This window comes from Cupriavidus metallidurans CH34 (genome assembly GCF_000196015.1).
GTDB lineage: Bacteria > Pseudomonadota > Gammaproteobacteria > Burkholderiales > Burkholderiaceae > Cupriavidus > Cupriavidus metallidurans.
On sequence record NC_007974.2, the window covers coordinates 771435 to 790217 of the forward strand.

The 18783-nt window shown below is 64.8% G+C and carries 20 protein-coding genes; 11 read left to right on the forward strand and 9 right to left on the reverse strand.

The genetic code is table 11. The features are described 5' to 3' along the window. Window positions 1–106 precede the first annotated feature (106 nt). Entirely contained in the window at window positions 107–706 is a 600-nt protein-coding gene (locus RMET_RS21635) for a TetR/AcrR family transcriptional regulator (protein ID WP_008645082.1), read from the forward strand. Between the two features lie 46 nt (window positions 707–752). On the opposite strand, the gene RMET_RS21640 is transcribed toward RMET_RS21635, so the two are convergent. The 5 genes from RMET_RS21640 to RMET_RS21660 all read right to left on the reverse strand — a co-directional run bounded on the left by RMET_RS21640 (window position 753) and on the right by RMET_RS21660 (window position 6214). Continuing rightward, complete coding sequence (locus tag RMET_RS21640) at window positions 753–1529, reverse strand: alpha/beta fold hydrolase (protein ID WP_011518678.1); 777 nt, start codon at window positions 1527–1529, stop codon at window positions 753–755. After that, on the reverse strand, window positions 1526–2557 hold the full coding sequence (locus tag RMET_RS21645; protein WP_011518679.1) for a M14 family zinc carboxypeptidase: 1032 nt from the start codon (window positions 2555–2557) through the stop codon (window positions 1526–1528). The genes RMET_RS21640 and RMET_RS21645 overlap by 4 nt, the downstream gene beginning before the upstream one ends. Before the next feature lie 45 nt (window positions 2558–2602). Beyond that, entirely contained in the window at window positions 2603–3517 is a 915-nt protein-coding gene (locus RMET_RS21650; RefSeq protein WP_011518680.1) for a LysR substrate-binding domain-containing protein, read from the reverse strand. Window positions 3518–3799: 282 nt separating this feature from the next. Then, window positions 3800–5944, reverse strand: a complete 2145-nt coding sequence (locus tag RMET_RS21655) for a phosphocholine-specific phospholipase C (protein WP_011518681.1) — start codon at window positions 5942–5944, stop codon at window positions 3800–3802. 51 nt (window positions 5945–5995) lie between these two features. Continuing rightward, window positions 5996–6214 carry a hypothetical protein gene (locus RMET_RS21660; RefSeq protein WP_011518682.1) on the reverse strand — a complete coding sequence of 73 codons (219 nt, stop codon included), beginning with the start codon at window positions 6212–6214 and terminating at the stop codon, window positions 5996–5998. Between the two features lie 456 nt (window positions 6215–6670). Here RMET_RS21660 and RMET_RS21665 point away from each other — a divergent pair, with 456 nt between their 5' ends. Next, a complete protein-coding gene (locus tag RMET_RS21665) occupies window positions 6671–7156 on the forward strand; it encodes a hypothetical protein (protein ID WP_011518683.1) in 486 nt (161 codons plus the stop codon). A gap of 25 nt (window positions 7157–7181) precedes the next feature. Here RMET_RS21665 and RMET_RS21670 read toward each other — a convergent pair whose 3' ends face one another. Next, window positions 7182–8330 (reverse strand): DSD1 family PLP-dependent enzyme, encoded by a 1149-nt coding sequence (locus tag RMET_RS21670; RefSeq protein ID WP_011518684.1) that lies wholly within the window; start codon window positions 8328–8330, stop codon window positions 7182–7184. A 217-nt stretch (window positions 8331–8547) separates the two neighbouring features. Here RMET_RS21670 and RMET_RS21675 point away from each other — a divergent pair, with 217 nt between their 5' ends. Continuing rightward, window positions 8548–10095: a methyl-accepting chemotaxis protein gene (locus RMET_RS21675; protein ID WP_011518685.1), complete on the forward strand. Its 1548-nt coding sequence runs from the start codon at window positions 8548–8550 to the stop codon at window positions 10093–10095. A 49-nt stretch (window positions 10096–10144) separates the two neighbouring features. Here the strand turns inward: RMET_RS21675 and RMET_RS21680 are convergent, their stop codons facing one another. Together RMET_RS21680 and RMET_RS21685 are read right to left on the reverse strand one after the other, a co-directional pair. Next, entirely contained in the window at window positions 10145–10738 is a 594-nt protein-coding gene (locus tag RMET_RS21680) for a 2-hydroxychromene-2-carboxylate isomerase (RefSeq protein ID WP_011518686.1), read from the reverse strand. Window positions 10739–10807: 69 nt separating this feature from the next. After that, a complete protein-coding gene (locus tag RMET_RS21685) occupies window positions 10808–11536 on the reverse strand; it encodes an SDR family oxidoreductase (RefSeq protein ID WP_029309900.1) in 729 nt (242 codons plus the stop codon). Between the two features lie 205 nt (window positions 11537–11741). Between RMET_RS21685 and RMET_RS34390 the strand changes: the two genes are divergently transcribed. The 5 genes from RMET_RS34390 to alaC all read left to right on the forward strand — a co-directional run bounded on the left by RMET_RS34390 (window position 11742) and on the right by alaC (window position 15143). Further along, window positions 11742–11870, forward strand: coding sequence for a hypothetical protein (locus RMET_RS34390; protein WP_269750025.1), 129 nt, complete (start codon window positions 11742–11744; stop codon window positions 11868–11870). Then, window positions 11858–12472, forward strand: coding sequence for a PadR family transcriptional regulator (locus tag RMET_RS21690; RefSeq protein WP_035821405.1), 615 nt, complete (start codon window positions 11858–11860; stop codon window positions 12470–12472). Before RMET_RS34390 ends, RMET_RS21690 begins: the two co-directional genes overlap by 13 nt. Continuing rightward, window positions 12469–13281 carry a siderophore-interacting protein gene (locus tag RMET_RS21695; RefSeq protein ID WP_011518689.1) on the forward strand — a complete coding sequence of 271 codons (813 nt, stop codon included), beginning with the start codon at window positions 12469–12471 and terminating at the stop codon, window positions 13279–13281. The genes RMET_RS21690 and RMET_RS21695 overlap by 4 nt, the downstream gene beginning before the upstream one ends. A gap of 99 nt (window positions 13282–13380) precedes the next feature. After that, the gene (locus RMET_RS21700) at window positions 13381–13782 is read left to right on the forward strand and encodes a hypothetical protein (protein WP_011518690.1); all 402 of its coding nucleotides are present in this window, start codon (window positions 13381–13383) and stop codon (window positions 13780–13782) included. 143 nt (window positions 13783–13925) lie between these two features. Further along, entirely contained in the window at window positions 13926–15143 is a 1218-nt protein-coding gene (gene alaC, locus RMET_RS21705; RefSeq protein ID WP_011518691.1) for an alanine transaminase, read from the forward strand. Between the two features lie 68 nt (window positions 15144–15211). Here alaC and RMET_RS21710 read toward each other — a convergent pair whose 3' ends face one another. Next, the gene (locus RMET_RS21710; RefSeq protein WP_011518692.1) at window positions 15212–16099 is read right to left on the reverse strand and encodes a LysR substrate-binding domain-containing protein; all 888 of its coding nucleotides are present in this window, start codon (window positions 16097–16099) and stop codon (window positions 15212–15214) included. Window positions 16100–16199: 100 nt separating this feature from the next. On the opposite strand from RMET_RS21710, the gene RMET_RS21715 reads away from it, so the two are divergent. The 3 genes from RMET_RS21715 (at window position 16200) to RMET_RS21725 (ending at window position 18748) form a co-directional block, all read left to right on the forward strand. Then, on the forward strand, window positions 16200–17207 hold the full coding sequence (locus tag RMET_RS21715) for a tripartite tricarboxylate transporter substrate binding protein (protein WP_011518693.1): 1008 nt from the start codon (window positions 16200–16202) through the stop codon (window positions 17205–17207). A gap of 93 nt (window positions 17208–17300) precedes the next feature. After that, the gene (locus RMET_RS21720; protein ID WP_011518694.1) at window positions 17301–18038 is read left to right on the forward strand and encodes a PIG-L deacetylase family protein; all 738 of its coding nucleotides are present in this window, start codon (window positions 17301–17303) and stop codon (window positions 18036–18038) included. Next, window positions 18035–18748, forward strand: coding sequence for a 4-carboxy-4-hydroxy-2-oxoadipate aldolase/oxaloacetate decarboxylase (locus tag RMET_RS21725; RefSeq protein ID WP_011518695.1), 714 nt, complete (start codon window positions 18035–18037; stop codon window positions 18746–18748). Before RMET_RS21720 ends, RMET_RS21725 begins: the two co-directional genes overlap by 4 nt. Window positions 18749–18783 lie beyond the last annotated feature (35 nt).

Below are 18783 nucleotides of genomic sequence, written 5' to 3' on the forward strand. Positions count from 1 at the left end.
TTCGCAATCGCCACCTCCGTCGCGGGTTCCCGGCCTGAATGGCCGCTGGTTGGCTCCGGGAAAATCCCGGTTGTGTATCTATCTTCGTGTAGATAAAGTGGCGACCATGAAAACGCAACCTGTCCGCGAGCAACTGCTCGAACACACGCTGATCCTGATCCGCCAACGCGGATGCAACGGCTTTAGCTATCGCGACCTGGCCGAGCTGGTGGGCGTCAAGACCTCCAGCATTCATTACTACTTCCCGTCGAAGGACGATCTGATCCTGGAAGCGGTCAAGGAGTACAGCCGGCGGATTAGCGAGCGGCTTGCTGGCATCAGCGCCGACCTGCCCGTGCTGGACCAGGCGCGTCAGTACCTGGAGCCGTTGCGCCAGACCTGCGGGTCGAACCAGATTTGTCTGGCCGGGATGCTGTCGACCGAGATCCTGAGCCTGCCGGAGTCGGTGCACTCGGTGCTCAAGGACTTCTATCACGTCAACGAAAACTGGCTGGCGAAGCTGCTCGAGCGCGGCCAGAAAGAGCGTGACACGCCGTACCCGGTGCCGCCCGCCATGCTGGCGCAGGTGATCTACGGGGCGCTGCAGAGCGGTCTGATTGCGGCGCGCCTGTTCGGCACGCAGGACCGTCTGGAATCGGCGGCCGAAACGCTGCTTGGCGCGCTGTGCAACAAGCGCGCCGCGGCGCTGCTCGAAGCGCACGCCTGAGTCGCGTACCGAACTATCTGCAGGACACATCATCCGCCGGAGGGCATCAGCCGTCCGGCGGTATTTTTTTGTCCTGCTTCCAGGCGGCCACTGTGTCGCACAGCCAGCGTGGATCGTCGTGCGGCAGGTCGTGTCCTGCCCATGGATGACGGATAAGGCTGACGCCATCCGAGCGCCACGCTGCCGCCAGGTGCGCCGAGCAGGCCGGGTTGACCAGCCGGTCGGCATCGGATGAGAGGATCAGCGTTGGACATGCCGGCGCGGCGGTCATGGCGCGAAATCGTGCGGCGGCCAGCAACTGCAGCCATGCCGCCTTGCGCGAGACCGGCGCGCTTTGTGCGATCTCGACCCAGCCGGCGATGTCGGCGTCGCGCGTATCGAGCCGCTCGCAGGTCAGTCGGTGCACGGTCCGTTCGCAGCGGACGCGATCCTGCCAATGGTTCGCCATGCCGAGCAGCGCCGGCCAGTTCAGCGGCTGCAGGCGCTCCGTTATCGCGCTGAAGGGCCTCATGCTCGTATTGATCAGCACCAGCCCCGCCACATCGTCGGGCCACGCCTGAACCCATCGGGTTGCCACCATCGCTCCGAGCGACATCGCCAGCACGCGCCATGGTCCTGGCACGCCCGATGCACGCGCCGCAGCCCGAACCGCTTCCATCATGCCGTCGACGCTGGCCGGCACCGTGGCGTCGTGCGCCGTGCCGTTGCCGGGCAGGTCGATCAGCAGCGGCTGCCCAAGCCCACGCGATGTCCATAGCGCCGGCAGGTTGCCCCAATGGCGTGACTCACGGGTCAGGCCGCGCAGGAAGATCCAGGCGCTCATGGCATAGGCGGCCCATATTGCCAGTGCGCGCGCGCCTGCTCCAGCAGGTGATCCCGCTGCGCTCCATTCGGCAGCCAGCGGTCGGGCGCCACGGCTACCCGGCCGAGAAAGTCGAACAGGCTGACATGCCGGCGCAGGACCCGTGCAGTGCGGTGTGCCTTGATGGGATTGAAAATGCCGGCGCGAGAGAAAATCTGACGCGGATTCTTCTTGATCCACAGCCACGAACCCAGTTCGAGCGTCATCGGCAGGAACAGGTTCTGCGGCGGCGCGCGGTCATACGCGAAGTCCCACAGATCGCCGTGCAGCAGGTATTGGTGGCTCTGCGGCTCGAATGCGTAGCCGTGATGCGGATGGGCCTGTTCGAACATGGTCTTGAGCAGGTACATCTCGGGGAAGTGGGACATTGGTGCGTGCGTGCGCGCGTACGGGAACCAGATGCTGTCGCGCCAGCCGTAGCCCGAATGACAATCGACGGCGAAGCTCAGCGGGCGCGGCAGTAGTTCGGTTTCTACCACGTGAAGCATCGCGCGGCTTTCCGCTTCCATTGGCGCGCCCGCGCGGCCGCGATACCACGGGAGCCAGGCGCCGATACGCTGCCCACCGGCCAGGAACGGCACGGCGGCATCGGCATCCTGCGGCGCGTTACGCATCAGATCGACACCATTCGGATTGGCGCGCGTTGCCGCATACATCCCACCTGGATTGACGATCGGCATGAAGATCAGCCGCACCGTCTGCAACTGGCGATGCAGCAGGTCGTCCCAGGCAAGACGACACAGCAGCGAGCGCATGTAATCGAGCACGAGCTGCGTGCCGATGCGTTCCAGACCGTGAATGCCGCCGAAGATGCCGATGGCCGGGGCGTCTGGTGCGTCGGTGCCCAGGCTGGCCACGTGCACGGCAAACGAGTGGCCTTGCACGGTCACATCGCAGGCGATTTTCGAACGAAACCATGGCGCGCCGAGTTCCAGCAGCGCGAGTAGCTGGTCGTACTCGGGAAAGCTGGAGCGGCCCGTGTCGGTCATCGATGGGAGGCGTTTGGGGCGGAGGGCGCTTGGAAGACGGGCGGATCAGTTCAATATAGGCGCTGGCGGCGGCACTTCGCAATGGCGGCCGGAGGCGGCGCCAGGCAGTACCAGGCTGTCCAGCAGCGCGCTGAGCAGCCTTGTCTCGCGCCGGCTGTTGAGGCAATACAGGTATTCGTGGATCACCGGTGCGCGGCTGGCGAACGGCACCACCGTCAAGGCCGGGTCGCGTGGCACTTCACCCATCGGCATCACGCTTGCGCCGAGGTTGTGGCGGATGGCCTCGCAGATGGCCTCGCGGCTACCGATCACAGTGTGCGCCGGCAGTTCCTCTCCGACGGCACGGAGCGCGCTTTCCGTGGCCTCTCGCGTCATCGAGCCCTGTTCGCGCACGAGCAGGTGACAGGCGGCGAGTTCGGAAACTTCAACGCGCGGCCGGCGTGCGAACGGGTGCGCGGGATGCGTTACCAGCACCATCGGGTCCGCTGCCAGCCTGACTCGGTGCAGGCGATCGTCATTGACCGCATGCGACGACACGGCGGCATCGATGCGGTACTCGAAAAGCGCATCGAGCATTTGCCGGGAGTTGCCGATCTGGATGCTGACGCCGATGGCCGGATAGCGCTGCCGGAACGCCGCCACGCTGCGCAGGATGTAATAGGGGCCGGTTGCGCCGATCCGCAGGTTGCCCATACGGAGATTTCCGGCATTGCGCAGCAGGAAGTCGGCATTGCTCTCCTGCTGCACGATCTGTTCGGCCAGCGGCATCAGCGCGACGCCGGTATCGCTCAGGTCCACGCGGCTGGCCCGCCGATGAAACAACTCCACGCCGTAGAGCTCCTCGAGCTGGCGGATGCGCCCGGTGACCGTGGGCTGGCTGACTCGCAACTGGCGAGCGGCGGTGGTGATGCTGCCTTGTCGCGCCACCTCGTAGAAGGTCATCAGCAGATCGCCAAGCATGGGGTTCCAAACGGAAACGGGAGAGCTGCCGACTATAAGGCGGAAATATGACAGCGTGACGAAGGCTTGTGCGTAGCCAATCCGGTGCCGGGGGGCTGGCCATCATGCTGCTTCACGGCGCGAGGGAGGTGATGACAGCGCCGACGCCGAGGGGCATCGTTACTTCAACATGGAATCGGGCCCGGGGATGCAGTGGGCATCCCCGGATGAGCGACTATCTGGCCGGGCGGCTCACCGGCCCGGCAACTGCGAGGCTGCCGGACCAGCTGCGGTGAGCCGTTGTCAGGCGCCCATGGCCGGGTCGGAGACCGTATGCGTGCCGTTCTCCAGCCGGCCGGCGAAGCGGCGCATGAAACCACCCTGCTGTGTGGTGACCGTGAAGTCGTACCAGTTGCCTTGCGACCCCACGGGCCAGTGCTGGTCGACCTCCTTGCCGGCCGGGACCTCGAACGTCCAGGGGCCGTCGTTCCGATAGGCGTTCGGCTTGACCGTGAACGTGCACGTCGCGCTGCCGCGGTTGATCAGCGTGAGCCAGACCTGGGCGTTGGCCTCGTCGTAGCACACACGGATCTCGGGCGCGGCACCGCCGCCGGCAGCCTTCTGCGCGCTGATATCGCCGACGAACGCGCGGTGATAGCCATTCGGGCCAAGCACCCAGAGGTCGTAGCGGCCACTGTCGCGGCTCACGTCGAGCTTCGCGTCGTAGGACTTGCCCGCCTCGATCGCATAGCGGCGCGGCACATCGCCCAGATGCAGGCGGTCGTACACGTGGAATACCGCGGCCTGGGTGCCGTCGTTCTTGAAACGCAGCCAGACCGTGTTCGTGGACGGGTCCTCGAAGCCGCTGGTATGCAGCGTGTAGGGCAGCGCGCGCGACGGGCGTGTGCCGTTCTTCTGGGTGGGCATCGACTGGGCGGCAACCGTCGGCGCAGGAATCTGCGCCTTGGCATCCTGCGCGGCGCGCAGCGTGTCGGCGTCCGTCTTCTGCAACGGCGTGAAGGCCAGGGCCGTGTTGCTGTTCGGGTTGATGAAGTCGAACGCCGACATCAGATCGCCCATGATCGCGCGGCGGTAGGCACTGATGTTGGTTTCCGCCACGCCGAAGCGCTGCTCGATGAAACGCAGGATCGAGGTGTGATCGAAGGCCTGCGAGTTGACCCAGCCACCTCGGCTCCACGGCGACACAACGTACATCGGCACGCGCGGGCCGGGACCAAACGGCGTCTTGTCGACGCTGTAGTACTCGGTCGATGCATCCATCGTCGTGTAGCCGACGGGGTTGCCCGTAGCGTCGAGCGCGGGGGCGCACGGCGGCGGCACGTGGTCGAAGAAGCCGTCGTTCTCGTCGAAGTTGATCAGCAGGACCGTGCGGCTCCAGATCGCGGGGTTGGCCGTCAGCGCGTCGAGCAACTGCTGCGTGTACCACGCGCCCTGCACCGGGCTCGACGGCCCCGGGTGTTCCGAGTATGTCGCAGGTGCGACGATCCACGATACCTGCGGCAGCGTGCCGGCGGCGATGTCATCGCGCAGTGCCTGCAGGAAGCCGCCATCGGGCATGGTGTTGCCGATGCCCTTGAAGAGCGGGTTCACCGTGTCGTTGGCCGGCGTATACGGCGTGTACGGCGAGCCGTTGGCGGCATTGCCCAGCGCCGCGTTGGCCGCGCGGTACTGCTTGAAGCCAGCCAGCGGATTGTCGGTGAAGTTGTCCGGCATGTTCTGGTAGACCTTCCAGGTCACGCCGGCGGCCTGCAGGCGTTCCGGATAGGTGGTCCAGGTGTAGTTGACGCCGGTGGCGTCGAGCGAGTCGCCGCTGTTGTCGATCACCGGGCCGCCGTTCTTGCCAAACGGATCATTGGTGCCGGTCCACTGGAACAGCCGGTTCGTATTGGTGCCACCGTGGAAGCCGCAGTGGTAGGCGTCGCACAGCGTGAAGGCATTGGCCAGCGCGTACTGGAAGCCCAGTTCCTGCTCGGTGTAGTAGCCCATCGACTGGGTCTTCTTGGCGGTGGGCCACGCGCTCATGCGGCCGAGGTCCCACGCGGCCTGCGCGTCGGGCTGGCTGTGAGGCGTGCCGCTCACGCGCTGGGCGTTGCCGGCGGTCTGGTCCAGGTGATACGGCAGAACCACGCGGTTGATGTTGTTGCTGGCGTAGGTCTGCTGGAATGCGTTGCGGCCGCCCGGCAGTGGAATCGGGAAGCGGTCGCTGAAGCCGCGCACGCCGTTCATGGTGCCGAAGTAGTGATCGAACGAGCGATTCTCCTGCGTCAGGATCACAACGTATTCGACGTCGCGGATCGATTTGGTAGCGTTGTTGGCCGGAATGGCCAGCGCGCGGCGGATGGCCGGCGGGAATGCGGCAAGCGCGGCGGTGGCGGCGGCACTGCTGCCGGCCATCTTCAGGAAATTGCGTCGGCTGCTGGAGTTCATAGCGGTTCTGCCCTGGTCAAGCGTGTCGTTGTTGGTGGCGTCCATCGGTGCTCAGGGCGCGCATTTCATGAGCGGCTTGGCGGAATCGGGAGTATCGCCGCCGGGCGTGGTACCGGTGGGTGGCGTGGTACCGGTGGGTGGCGTGGTGCCGGAGTTTCCGGTGCTGCCGTCGCCATCGCTGCCACAGGCGGCAAGGGTCGCACACAGCAGCAGGGCCGCCAGGCACCCGCGGGTGCGGGCCCGGGTGATGGTGCGGATTGCGTCGATCATGGTCGGTGTCTCGTGCGGGGTATGGCCGGCCGCTGCTGTCTTGCAGCGGCGCGTCGCGTGACTCGCGATGCGCTTTGCAGCGTAAGCAGCCAGGTTGTCCTCGCAGTGACATCGGGCCCAAGAATTCCGATGACGGCATAGGCCTTTTTTGTGCCTTGGACCAGTTGGGCAATCGGTCAAATTATCTGAATCATCAGAATATTGTGCTGCGATGCACCAAACCGTGTGCTATGGTTTTAGACGCTTCCCTCGAATTTTGACGCAGTGGCGCGGCCCTGAATTTACCGATATTTCCCAGAAAGCCGCGCCAGTCCTGGGCTGCAGGGAGGTGGCACCCATGCTGGATGCGTCTGACCCCATTCTTGTTGCGGGTGCAACAAGCCGTGACCTTGCTTGTGATCAGGGCTTCCCGCCCCCAGTCTGGTAAGTGAGCAGGGCGCTTGGAGGAGTTGCATCATGAACAACCAACCCGACTATGTCTGGCACTACACGGTGGGCACGCCACTGGCCGCGATCGCGCGCGCCGGGCGTCTCGTGCCGGCCGCGGCATTGATGCGGGAGCCGCACCTGGGCAAGCAGGAGATTCTCTGGTTCTCACGCAACCAGCAGTGGGACCCGTCGGCGAGCAAGGACGACGGGCTGGGTCAGGCGCGTCACACGTTGACGCGCGGGGCGCTGCATACCCGATTCGGTCTTTATCGATTCGGCCTGTCGGCACTGGACGTGCGCCTGGTGCCGTGGCCGACCGTCACGCGTGTGGCGGAAATCGACGTGCCCGAGGCCATGACGATGGTGGCCAACGGATTGCGCTGCGGCGCGGCGCCGACTGACTGGCTTGGCACGCTGATGCCGATTCCATTGTCGGATCTCCGTTTCGAGGCCTGGACCGGCGTGATCTGGGCGCGGGCCGATCTGAACGAAATCGCCGCCCAACTCGCGTAGCGGGCGGGCGCTCAAGTTCCGGCAATCAGCGGCTCAGCCCACGCGCGCTGATCGGCCAGACACATTCCACCACGCCGGCCCGGACGCCGACGATCTCGTCATAAAGATTCAGGGTCGGGTCGCAATGGCCCGGCACAAGCATGACGCGGCTGCCCAGTGCGGGCAATGCCTCGGGGGTGTCGGCGCGGCGTGGCTTCACGATGCCGTGCTCGTCGTTGGCCGCCACATAGTCGAGCGTCGTCGACGCCGCGCCCTCGGCCCAGATCCACGGCAGCCCGGAATCGACCGCCATCGACTTCAGTCCCGCATCCAGAATCACGCGGTCTTCCGCCGCCACGCTCATGACCGTGGTGGCGATAAAGAGGCTATGTTCGAAGCGCAGCGTGCCGGTATAGGCATTGCTGCCGTAGTCCGCGTCCATGAACACATAGGAACCTGGCTGGATTTCGGTATAGACCCCACTGGTCAGGTCGAACTCCACGCTGCCGCTGCCGCCCCCGGTCACCACGTCACAGCGCACGCCGACTGCGCCGAGGCGTGCGATGACGCTACCAGTGCGCTCGGCAGCCCGTGCGGCGGCGTCACGACGCTCGGCCCAGCCGCGCAGATGCTGGACGCCGCCGTGGTATGCCTGCAGGCCGCGAAATGTCAGTGCCGACTGATTCGCGATGCGCTCTGCGAGCCGCAGAGCGTCGGATGCATCCCGCACACCGCAGCGACCCTGGCCGACGTCGATCTCGACGAAGACATCGACCGCGCTGCCCGCCGCCGAGGCAGCACTGGCCAGTGCGTCGATCTGCGCGACGTCGTCGACGCACACGCTCACGCGCGCATGCCGGGCCAGTTCGGCCAGCAGCGCCGCCTTGGCCGGGCTGGCGAGTTCATTGCTGATGTGGATGTCGTGGATACCGGCGCGCGCGAACGGCACGGCCTCACTTACCTTCTGGCAGCAGATGCCCACTGCGCCCTGGGCGATCTGCGCAACTGAAACGTCTGGGCACTTGTGTGCCTTGGCGTGAGGACGCAGCTTGACGCCGGCCGCGTCGGCCGCGGCCTGCATCCGGCTGATGTTGCGGGCGAAGACATCCAGGTCGACGACGAGCGAAGGTGTGTCGATGGCGTCTACGGGCTGGCCGGGACGCGCGGCGGGAGGCAGGTCAAAGGCGATGGACATGGCGAGATGGCGGTTGACTGGGGGACAGGACCGGCGATACGTACCACACGATGTGCGAGACAGCGTAGCACGGTCCGCCATGCCGTCGCCCGGGAGTGCTGAAAAAGCCTCTCGCAAGCCTCGCATTTGATCTATCGCAAATGAAGATCATGGGTAGGCTCAAGCTTCAGACGAGGGCGTCGTTAAGGCGGGCTTGCACCCTTATCTGTTGAGCCCCATGAATAACCTGAGCATCCGCCACGGCCTGCTGGCGACCCTGGTGATTTTCGGCCTGATGATCGTGTTTGGCGCCGCGCTGGGCGTGACCCAGTTGTACGCAGCCAGCGAGTCCGCGGAGGACATGCATCAGGTATCGGCGCACGTGCAGTTGCTTAACAGCGCCTACAAGGACATGACACGCGCGCGCGCTGCGCTGACGCGTGCGTACAACTCGGCCAAAGCTGGCGGCGGCATCAACGCCGAGGCAATCGGCAATGCGGAGGGCTCGATCCGCAAGTCCACCGATGCGTTGGAACGCTTTGCCAGCGCGCCTGTCCTGGAGGGCCTGGATGCCTCGGCACGCGACGGCATGGTTGCTGTCGCACGGGCACACAATGACGCTGTGCAACGGGGACTCGAAGCATTGCGTAAGGATGATCCCGATGGCTTCGTGGCGATCAACGACAAGGACATCACCGCGACAGGTATGAAGTATTCAGCTGATGTCGAGCGTTTCGAGGCGCTCGCCACCCAGCACACTGAAGCCGTGATCGCCAGGATCAGCACCCGTTTCAACCGGGTGCTGATCCTGGTGTGTGTCGGCATGGTGGCGTCGGTGCTGCTGATCGTGGTCGTGCATCTGGCGCTGCGCAAGCTGGTTGTGGCGCCGCTGCACCAGGCGTGCGACCTGATCATGCGCGTGGCGGACGGCGATCTGACGATCAAGGTGCCCGAAGCCGGCCGCAATGAAATCGGACAGTTGCTGCGCGCGCTGTCGCGAATGCAGCATGGGCTGACGGACACCGTGGCGAAGGTGCGGGCGGGCTCCGATGCGGTGACAACAGGCGCGCGGGAGATTGCCGCGGGCAATACCGACCTGTCGTCGCGTACCGAGCAGCAATCGTCGGCGCTGGAGCAGACGGCCGCCAGCATGGAGGAGTTGACGTCGACGGTGGCCAATAACGCGGAGAGCGCCACGCGCGCCAGCGGCCTGGCCCGCGATGCGGCGGATCTGGCATCGCGCGGTGGCGAGGTGGTGCGTGGCGTGGTGCAGACGATGAGCGAGATCAACGCCAGCTCGCAGAAGATCGTGGACATCATCGCCGTAATCGACGGCATTGCATTCCAGACCAACATCCTTGCGCTCAATGCCGCCGTGGAAGCGGCACGTGCTGGCGAGCAGGGTCGCGGTTTCGCGGTGGTGGCTGGCGAGGTGCGCGCGCTGGCTCAGCGCAGCGCAGGAGCCGCCAAGGAGATCAAGTCGTTGATCGATTCGTCCGTCGACAAGGTAGGCGCCGGCAGCGCGCAGGTAGAGCAGGCCGGCAGCACGATCGAGGACATCGTGGTGGCCGTGCGGCGACTGGCCGATACCGTCAACGAGATCTCGGCTGCATCGATCGAACAGTCTTCAGGTATCTCGCAGGTCAGCGAGGCGGTGTCGCAGATGGAGCAGGTGAACCAGCAGAACGCTGCATTGGTGGAGCAGGCTGCTGCTGCCGCAGATTCGCTCGAATCCCATGCCAACCAGCTTGCCGCCGCCGTGACAACGTTCAAGCTGGCGGCTTGATGGTTCGTCTGAAGGCCCGCCCGAGGGGGATTTACCCGGGCGGGTGGCATTAGCCGGCGAGCTGTTCCTCGACGAACGTCAGCCGGTCGTTGCCCCAGAACAATTCGCCATCGACAATGAAGCTTGGCGCGCCGAAGATGCCGCGTGCCACGGCTTCCTCGGTCACCTGCTTGAGTTCGGCCTTGACCTCGGGGTCGTCGAGCATCGCCAGTGCCTCGCGCGGGTCGAATCCCGCCGCCACCAGCACCTTGCCGATCTCGTTCGGGTCGTTGAGGTTCTTGCCGTGTTCCCACATCGCGCTGAAGATCGCGTCGACATAGCGGTGGAACTCGGCGTCACCCTTGCGCTGGTAGCCGATCGCGCCACGCATCAGGGCCAGCGTGTTCACCGGAAAGAACGGGTTGTGCCGGAACGGTGCATCGTAGCGCCGGGCCCAGCGTTCGGTATCGCCGGACGACCACTTGCTCTTGGCCGGAATCTCGGCCGGGCTATGGTTGCCGGTGGCCTTGAACACCCCGCCCAGCAGCATCGGCCGCCACATGATCGTTGCGCCGGTACGCGCCGCCACGCGAGGCAGTTCCTTGTACGCCAGGTACGAGTAGGGGCTGCCGAAATCGAAGAAAAATTCCACCTGCTTGTTCATTGCATGTCTCCTTTGTGTCCGGCTTTGCGTCCGGCTTTGTGCTTCTTGGCAATGCTGGCTTGAGGGCGATTACCAGTGTTCGATCCAGGGACGCAGATCGAGTTCGTGGGTCCAGGCATCGCGTGGCTGTTGATGCAGCATCCAGTAAGTGTCCGCGATGTGCTCCGGATTGACGATGCCATCCTGTGTCCTGGTGGCGTAGCGGTCCGGGAAATTGTCGCGGATGAAGGCGGTGTCGATGGCGGCGTCGATGATCAGGTGGGCGACGTGGAGGTTCTTCGGGCCAAGTTCGCGTGCCATGCTTTGCGCCAGCGCGCGCAGCGCGTGCTTCGCGCCCGAGAATGCCGACATGCCCTCGCGGCCGCGCGTGCTTGCGGTGGCGCCGGTGAAGAAGATCGACCCGCGCTGCCGGGGCACCATGACGCGCGCGGCTTCGCGGCCCATCAGGAATCCCGCGAAGCAGGCCATCTCCCAGACCTTGAAGTAGACGCGCGAGGTGGTCTCCAGAATCGGGAAATTCACGTTCGCGCCGATGTTGAACACCGCGACTTCCAGTTGCCCGATATCGCGCTCGATGCGCTCGATCATGGCAACCGTCTCTTCTTCCTTGCGCGCGTCGCAGCCAAAGGCATGGGCTTCGCCACCTTCGGCCCGAATCTGCTCGACCAGTGGCGCGAGTTTGTCGACATCGCGTCGGGTGACGCAGGCGACATAACCCTCGTGGGCAAAGCGGCGGGCGATGGCGCCCCCGGTGGCGTCGCCGGCGCCGACGACGAGGATGGCTTTCTTCTCAGGCACGGTGTCTCCTCCTGCCAGGTTGAATTGCGGAAAGGGTACTGCGTGGAATGCCTTGGGTGTCCTGGGTGTTTGCGTAGTGGCTTGCATTATGACAGGAACGTTCCCGTATCGTGCGCCCGAGAATTCGTCCTTGACTTTATATCGTACGATATATATCGTAAGATGCATCGTAAGACTTGGTGGAGTGCAATCATGAGGGACTGCTTTGGTTCTGATGGTAGGGGTGAAGGTCGCCAAGGTCATCAAGGGCGGCACGGTGGACACAGTGGGCATGGGCATGGGCATGGGCATGGGCATTGGCGCGGGCAGCGTCACGATGGCTTGCGCGTGCTGATCCACGCGATGGGCCGAGGTGGCAGCTTCTGGTCCCGTGGCGGCGGTGGAGATTGGGACGGCTCCGATGGCTTCGATGGCGAAAGCCTGCGCCGTGGCCGCAAGTTCAGCGCCGAGGATCTGCAACTGTTGTTGCTGTCGCTGCTAGAGGAAAAGCCGTCGCATGGCTATGAGCTGATCAAGGCGCTGGAGGCACGCACGGGCGGGTTCTACAAGCCGAGCCCGGGCGTGGTCTACCCCGCGCTGACTTTCCTGGAGGACCTCGGCTACGCAACGGTCGATACCGAGGGCAACAAGAAGCGCTACCAGTTGGCAGACGCCGGCCGCGCCTATCTGGAAGAGAACCGTGAGCGGCTGGAGCAGATGCTGGCACGGCTACAGCACGTGGCACGCAAGATGGACTGGATGCGCCGGGCCATGCGCGGCGAGCCGCAGCGCGAGCCCGAGCAGGGCGGATGGGTGCCCGAGTTCGTGACGTCGCGGATGCGACTCAAGCAGGCGCTGGCGCTTCGCAGCGGTGCGTCTCCAGACGAACAGCGCCGGATTGCCGCCATCCTGAACCGCGCGGCGGATGACATCGAATCGGGAGACCAGAACGCATGAATGACGACCGCAATCTGACAGTCGAGCGCGTCCGCCATCCGCTCAAGATGCGCCTGCTCAAGGTGTTGCGCACGCACCGGGTATCGCCGCAGTTGCTGCGCGTGACACTGGGCGGCGAAGACCTCGCGGACTTCGTCTCCGGCTCGTTCGACGATCACATCAAGGTGTTCTTCCCGCCCGCGGGAGCGGAAAAGCCTGCGTTGCCAGAAGTGGGGGCCGACGGCATCCGTTTTCCGGAAGGGCAGCCCCGGCCAGAGACACGCGACTACACGCCCCGCCGATACGACAACGCAGCCGGCGAACTCGACATCGAGTTCGTGCTGCATGGCGACGGGCCTGCTTCCACCTGGGCGGCGCAAGCGCAGCCGGGCCAGTATCTCGGCGTGGGCGGCCCACGCGGTTCGTTCGTGATCCCGCACGGGTTCGACTGGCATCTGCTGATCGGCGACGACACTGCGCTGCCGGCCATGGCTCGCCGTATCGAGGAGCTGGGCCCGGACGCCCGTGTGATCGTGGTGGCGGAAGTGTCGGATGCCTCGGCGCAGATTCCGCTCGCGACCGGGCCAAATGCGCAAGTGCATTGGGTTCACCGCGAAGGCCGACCCGAGGGTAGCCAGCTTGCGCCGACGCTTCGCTGGCTCAGTTTGCCGCAGGGCGAAGGCTACGTCTGGGCTGCTGGCGAGGCCGCCGCGATGCGCGAGGTGCGCCAGTATCTGGTGGGCGAGCGCGGCATCGACAAGTCGCGTATTCGCGCATCGGCTTACTGGAAACGCGGCAATGCGGCGGTGCATGAAACGATCGATGACTGAAGAGTTGAATCGCGACATCTGAAATTTTTCGTCGCGGGCTCCGGCAGGGGCGTGGCGCGGATACACTAATCGCCACGCTCATCGACACAGGGATCTGCCATGCCGCGCCTTCGCCTGTCGCCATTGTTCGCTGTTGCCGCCGCCATCGTCGCCACTGTTGGCACTGCGGCGTGCGCCCCCGACTCCGTGCGTAACTACGAGGCCCATGGCCTCAACAAATATCTGAACACGATCCAGGATGCGTGCGCCGACACGCGGCTTGGCAACCACAACCTGGGCGAGTGGCTGCGCAGCGGCACCACCGATAGCGACAGCGACTACGTCTACTGGCTCGACCAAACCTCCAGGCTTTACTACAGCCGCATCAATGTGCCGCAGTATCGCGACGCGATTGCCGGGTCGATGGGGGGTACCAAGTCCAATGCCGATGCGCTCGATTGCATCGTGCGCCATCTTCCTCCGGATCGTCCGACACAGCCACCCGGCGGCATGTTCCAGTAACGCAGCGCGACGCGCGTTGATCGACGTGTGCCATTTATTGGTTGTGCGATTGCGCGCGTCTTGCTAAATTCAGTCCCCAGCGACCGAGACAACGGTCGCGACGTCGCTCGGACGGTTCCGGGCGCTTACGTAAAGGACTCCACATGACTGCCGATTCCGGCAAGCGCCGCTTTGCGCGCATCGATCGTCTTCCCCCGTACGTTTTCAATATCACCGCCGAGCTCAAGATGGCCGCCCGCCGCCGTGGCGAGGACATCATCGACATGAGCATGGGCAACCCCGATGGCGCCACGCCGCCGCATATCGTGGCCAAGCTCGTCGACGCCGCGCAGCGGCCGGACACGCACGGGTATTCGGCGTCGAAGGGCATCCCGCGCCTGCGTCGCGCGATCTCGCACTGGTACCGCGAACGCTATGACGTCGATATCGATCCGGACAAGGAGGCGATTGTCACGATCGGCTCGAAGGAAGGCCTTGCGCACCTGATGCTGGCCACGCTGGACCGTGGCGACACCGTGCTGGTGCCCGACCCCAGCTACCCGATCCACATCTATGGCGCGGTGATCGCGGGGGCAGACATCCGCTCAGTGCCGCTGACGCCGGGCATCGACTTCTTCGCCGAACTGGAACGCGCGATTCGTGGCAGCTACCCGAAGCCGAAGATGATCGTGCTGGGTTTCCCGTCCAATCCGACGGCGGCCTGCGTGGAGCTCGATTTCTTCGAACGCGTGATTGCGCTGGCGCGCAAGCACGACATCTTCGTGGTGCACGACCTGGCTTATGCCGATATCGTTTTCGATGGCTGGAAGGCGCCGTCGATCATGCAGGTGCCGGGCGCGAAGGACATCGCGGTGGAGTTCTTCACGCTGTCCAAGAGCTACAACATGGCGGGATGGCGGATCGGCTTCATGGTCGGCAATCCCGACCTTGTGGCCGCGCTGACGCGTATCAAGAGCTATCACGACTATGGCACGTTCACACCGCTGCAGGTGGCGGCGATCGCCGCGCTCGAGGGCGACCAACAGTGCGTGAAGGAAATTGCCGCCCAGTATCAGTCGCGCCGCGACGTGCTGGCACGCGGGCTGATCGAGTCGGGCTGGCCAGTCGATATTCCAAAGGCTTCGATGTACATCTGGGCCCGTATCCCGGAACCCTATCGCGCGCTCGGCTCGCTAGAGTTTGCCAAGCAACTGTTGGCCAAGGCCAAGGTATCGGTTTCCCCCGGTATCGGGTTTGGTGACTACGGCGATGAGTATGTGCGATTCGCGCTGATCGAGAACGAATCGCGTATCCGTCAGGCGGTGCGCGGGATCAAGGCGATGTTCCGCGCGGATGGGCTGGTGACGGCGCCAGGCGGCTGATCTGCAGTTGGTTTTTTCCCCTCTTCCGCGAGCGGAAGAGGGGAGCCAGCAATCGGCAACTCCCAACCTCAGAAATATCCCACGAACCGTTTCATGATCGGCGATAGCGCATCCGCGCGATGCGCCATCAGGATGCGGCTGCCTGCGTCGGGCCCGGCGATGGCGCGGTACGCCACGCCGGGGATGCCCGTGCGCGCGTATATCGCCGGTAGCACCGACACCCCGGCACCACTGGCTACCAGGCCGATGATCGTGGTGGCCTCGCGCGCTTCCTGCGCGACATTCGGCGCGAATCCGGCGCGATTGCACAGTGTGGTCACGTGATCGAACAGGCCGCAACCGAGTCCGCGGGGAAACAGCAGGAACCTCTCGCCGGACAGTTCGCTGATGTCGATCTCCGTCTGCTCGTTCGATCGCGCCAACAGGTGGCCGAGCGGTAGCACCGCCACCAGACGGTCCGCCAGGACCTCCCGCACTTCAATACGCGCCGGTGGCCGGAACTGCGGTGAGGGACGCAGGAATCCAATGTCGATTTCGCCACTTTCGAGTTGCTGGAGCTGCTGGCCGGTGGACATGTGCACCAGTTCGAGCCGGGCATGGCGATGTGCCTCGCGGAAGGCGTGCACGGCGCGCGGAAAGACATCCTGCATCGGCACGGACGCCGTAAACCCCACGCGTATCTCTCCTGCCTCTCCGGAGGCCACCTGCCTGACCACGTCACGCGCTTCGTCGAGATTGGCCAGTGCCGCCCGTGCCTTTTCCAGGAACAGTTCTCCGGCCGGCGTCAGCGCCACGTGATGGCGCGACCGTTCCAGCAGCGGGCTGCCCAGTTCATCTTCCAGTGCCTTGATCTGGATGCTGAGCGGCGGTTGGCTGACATGCAGCCGGCGGGCGGCCTCGCTGAAACTCAGCGCCTCGGCCACGGCCACGAAATAGCGAAGTTGGCGAAAGTCCATTGATACGAATTCGAAATAACGAGCCACCTGAAAACATATTGGACAGTATCACGGCCCGCGCCGAGAATGTGCCAGGAGATCAATAACATCTGGAGACATCATGCTGCGCGGGCTCGCTCGTATTCATGCTTTGCAGGGCGGGAGCCGCCCGATTCTGGCCGCAATGCTAGCCACCGCGCTGGCAATCGGCGCCCAGACGGCCCGTGCCGACGCATATCCCGACCACCCAATCCGGCTGGTCGTGCCGTATGCGGCGGGCGGCGCGGTCGATATCGTGGCTCGCTCGGTTGGCCAGCGAATGAGCCAGCAACTCAAGCAGCCGATCATCGTCGATAACCGCCCCGGCGCCAGCACCAATATCGGCATGGATTTCGTGGCCAAGGCCTCGGCCGACGGCTACACGATCATGATGGCATCGAACAGCCTGGCGACGAACGCGGCGCTGTTCAACAAGCTCAGCTTCAACCCGGCCACGGATTTCGCGCCAGTGGCGCGGATTGGCGAGGCTTCGCTGGTGGTGGTGGTGCCGGCCAAGTCGAGCATCACGTCGATGAAGGGGCTGATCGCCCAAGCCAAGGCGGAACCGGGCAAGCTTAGCTTCGGTTCGGCCGGCAACGGCAGTTCGGGCCACCTTGCAGGCGAAATGCTCAAGGAGTCCGCCGGCATCGACGTGCTGCACGTTCCATACAAAGGCGGCGCGCCCGCCATTACCGACCTGATCGGCGAACGCCTGACGTTCATGCCGATCAATCCGCTTGAAGTGATCAGCCATATCAAGTCCGGCACGTTGCGGCCGCTGGCGGTGGCCAGCGCCAGCCGTTCGGCGTTGCTGCCCAATGTCCCGACCTCGAAGGAGGAAGGGCTGCCCGCCTTCACCGCCTCGGTCTGGTGGGGACTCGTTGCGCCCGCCAAGACGCCCGCGCCGGTCGTCAAGGCGCTGAACACGGCGGCCAACGCCGCGTTGAACGATGCCGACGTGCGCAAGCAGCTTGGTCAGCTCGGTGTGACGATCGTCTCGGGCACGCCCGAGCAGTTCGGCCAGTTCATCCGCTCGGAAACCACGACCTGGACCGGGGTAATCCGCAAGGCCGGGATTACCGCCGACTAAGTGGCCGGCTGAGCGCCCAACTGAGCGGCTGATCGAGGCCACATCCGGGCGCCCGACTGCGTCCATTTTCTCGAAAACGTCTTTCGTATTGCCATGTCCGTACAACAAGCCTCGGCTGCAAAGCCTTCCATCCTGGTGGTCAGCGCCCACGCCGCTGATTTTGTTTGGCGCGCGGGCGGTGCCATCGCGCTTTACGCCGAGCGCGGTTATCACGTGCGCATCGTGTGCCTGTCGTTCGGCGAGCGCGGCGAGTCCGCGAAGATGTGGCGGCAGCCGGGCATGACGATGGACCGGGTCAAAGTCGCGCGTCGCGAGGAAGCCGAGCGCGCTGCCGAGATCCTGGGCGGCACGCTCGAATGCTTCGATCTGGGCGACTATCCGCTGCGCGTGCCCGACGAGGCGCTGCTGCGGCTGGCCGACATCTATCGCGACATTCGCCCGGAACTGGTGCTGACGCACTCGCGTGAAGACATCTATAACTTCGATCATCCACTGGCCACTCACGTGGCGCAGGAAGCGCGCATCATCGCCCAGGCGCATGGCTACAAGCCCGAGGTGCCGGTGATCGGCGCGCCGCCTGTGTTCCTGTTCGAGCCGCACCAGCCGGAGCAGTGCAACTGGAAGCCGGACGTGCTGCTCGATATCTCCGCGGTCTGGGAGAAGAAGCAGCGCGCGTTCACGACCATGGCCGCGCAGGAACACCTGTGGGAGTACTACACCCGCGTCGCGCTTCAGCGGGGCGCGCAGGCAACGCGCAATTCCGATCGCAAGATTACCCATGGTGAGGGCTATGCCCGCATTTTCCCGCAAGTCTCGGAGGTCCTGGCATGAGAACCGTCGCTTATCGCAATATCCTGCGCGCCGAGTCGCGTGATGTCGAAGCGCTTGGCAAGTTCGGCGTGGCGACGGTGCATGAGGCCCAGCGCCGAACCGGACTGATGAAGCCGTATCTGCGGCCGATCCAGTCCGGTTCGGCAATCTCGGGCTGTGCTGTCACGGCGCTGATGCATCCCGGCGACAACTGGATGATCCACGTGGCCGTGGAAATGGTTCAGCCCGGCGATGTGCTGGTGGTGGGCCTGGTGAGCGACTGCACAGACGGCGTGTTTGGCGATCTGCTGGCAACATCGCTGAAGGCGCGCGGCGCGCGCGGGCTGATCATCGACTGCGGTGTGCGCGACGTGTCGACGCTGAACGTCATGGGCTTCCCGGTCTGGTCCCGTGCGATTTCCGCGCAGGGCGCGGTCAAGGAGACCGTGGGCGCGGTCAACGTACCGGTGGTCTGTGCCGGCGCGCTGGTACGCCCTGGGGACGTGATTGTCGCGGACGATGACGGTGTGGTCGTCGTGGCGCGACCGCAAGCGGCGGACATCGCCGCTAAGGCGGCCGAGCGGGAGGCGCTGGAAGCTGGCAAGCGCGAGAAGCTGGCCTCCGGCGTGCTGGGCGTCGACATGTACAACATGCGTCCGGGTCTGGCTGAGAAGGGTCTGGTTTACCTCGATCAGACTGTCGACTGGTACAGCGGCGCCAACGAAGCCTGAGACCCCGGAGCCGGCATCTCGGTCCGCCGCGTTTC

Bases quoted from the DNA above. Each gene is read 5' to 3' on its own strand.
- RMET_RS21635 (WP_008645082.1), top strand. From the start codon at position 107: ATGAAAACGCAACCTGTCCGCGAGCAACTGCTCGAACACACGCTGATC.
- RMET_RS21640 (WP_011518678.1), bottom strand. From the start codon at position 1,529: ATGAGCGCCTGGATCTTCCTGCGCGGCCTGACCCGTGAGTCACGCCAT.
- RMET_RS21645 (WP_011518679.1), bottom strand. From the start codon at position 2,557: ATGACCGACACGGGCCGCTCCAGCTTTCCCGAGTACGACCAGCTACTC.
- RMET_RS21650 (WP_011518680.1), bottom strand. From the start codon at position 3,517: ATGCTTGGCGATCTGCTGATGACCTTCTACGAGGTGGCGCGACAAGGC.
- RMET_RS21655 (WP_011518681.1), bottom strand. From the start codon at position 5,944: ATGAACTCCAGCAGCCGACGCAATTTCCTGAAGATGGCCGGCAGCAGT.
- RMET_RS21660 (WP_011518682.1), bottom strand. From the start codon at position 6,214: ATGATCGACGCAATCCGCACCATCACCCGGGCCCGCACCCGCGGGTGC.
- RMET_RS21665 (WP_011518683.1), top strand. From the start codon at position 6,671: ATGAACAACCAACCCGACTATGTCTGGCACTACACGGTGGGCACGCCA.
- RMET_RS21670 (WP_011518684.1), bottom strand. From the start codon at position 8,330: ATGTCCATCGCCTTTGACCTGCCTCCCGCCGCGCGTCCCGGCCAGCCC.
- RMET_RS21675 (WP_011518685.1), top strand. From the start codon at position 8,548: ATGAATAACCTGAGCATCCGCCACGGCCTGCTGGCGACCCTGGTGATT.
- RMET_RS21680 (WP_011518686.1), bottom strand. From the start codon at position 10,738: ATGAACAAGCAGGTGGAATTTTTCTTCGATTTCGGCAGCCCCTACTCG.
- RMET_RS21695 (WP_011518689.1), top strand. From the start codon at position 12,469: ATGAATGACGACCGCAATCTGACAGTCGAGCGCGTCCGCCATCCGCTC.
- RMET_RS21700 (WP_011518690.1), top strand. From the start codon at position 13,381: ATGCCGCGCCTTCGCCTGTCGCCATTGTTCGCTGTTGCCGCCGCCATC.
- alaC (WP_011518691.1), top strand. From the start codon at position 13,926: ATGACTGCCGATTCCGGCAAGCGCCGCTTTGCGCGCATCGATCGTCTT.
- RMET_RS21710 (WP_011518692.1), bottom strand. From the start codon at position 16,099: ATGGACTTTCGCCAACTTCGCTATTTCGTGGCCGTGGCCGAGGCGCTG.
- RMET_RS21715 (WP_011518693.1), top strand. From the start codon at position 16,200: ATGCTGCGCGGGCTCGCTCGTATTCATGCTTTGCAGGGCGGGAGCCGC.
- RMET_RS21720 (WP_011518694.1), top strand. From the start codon at position 17,301: ATGTCCGTACAACAAGCCTCGGCTGCAAAGCCTTCCATCCTGGTGGTC.
- RMET_RS21725 (WP_011518695.1), top strand. From the start codon at position 18,035: ATGAGAACCGTCGCTTATCGCAATATCCTGCGCGCCGAGTCGCGTGAT.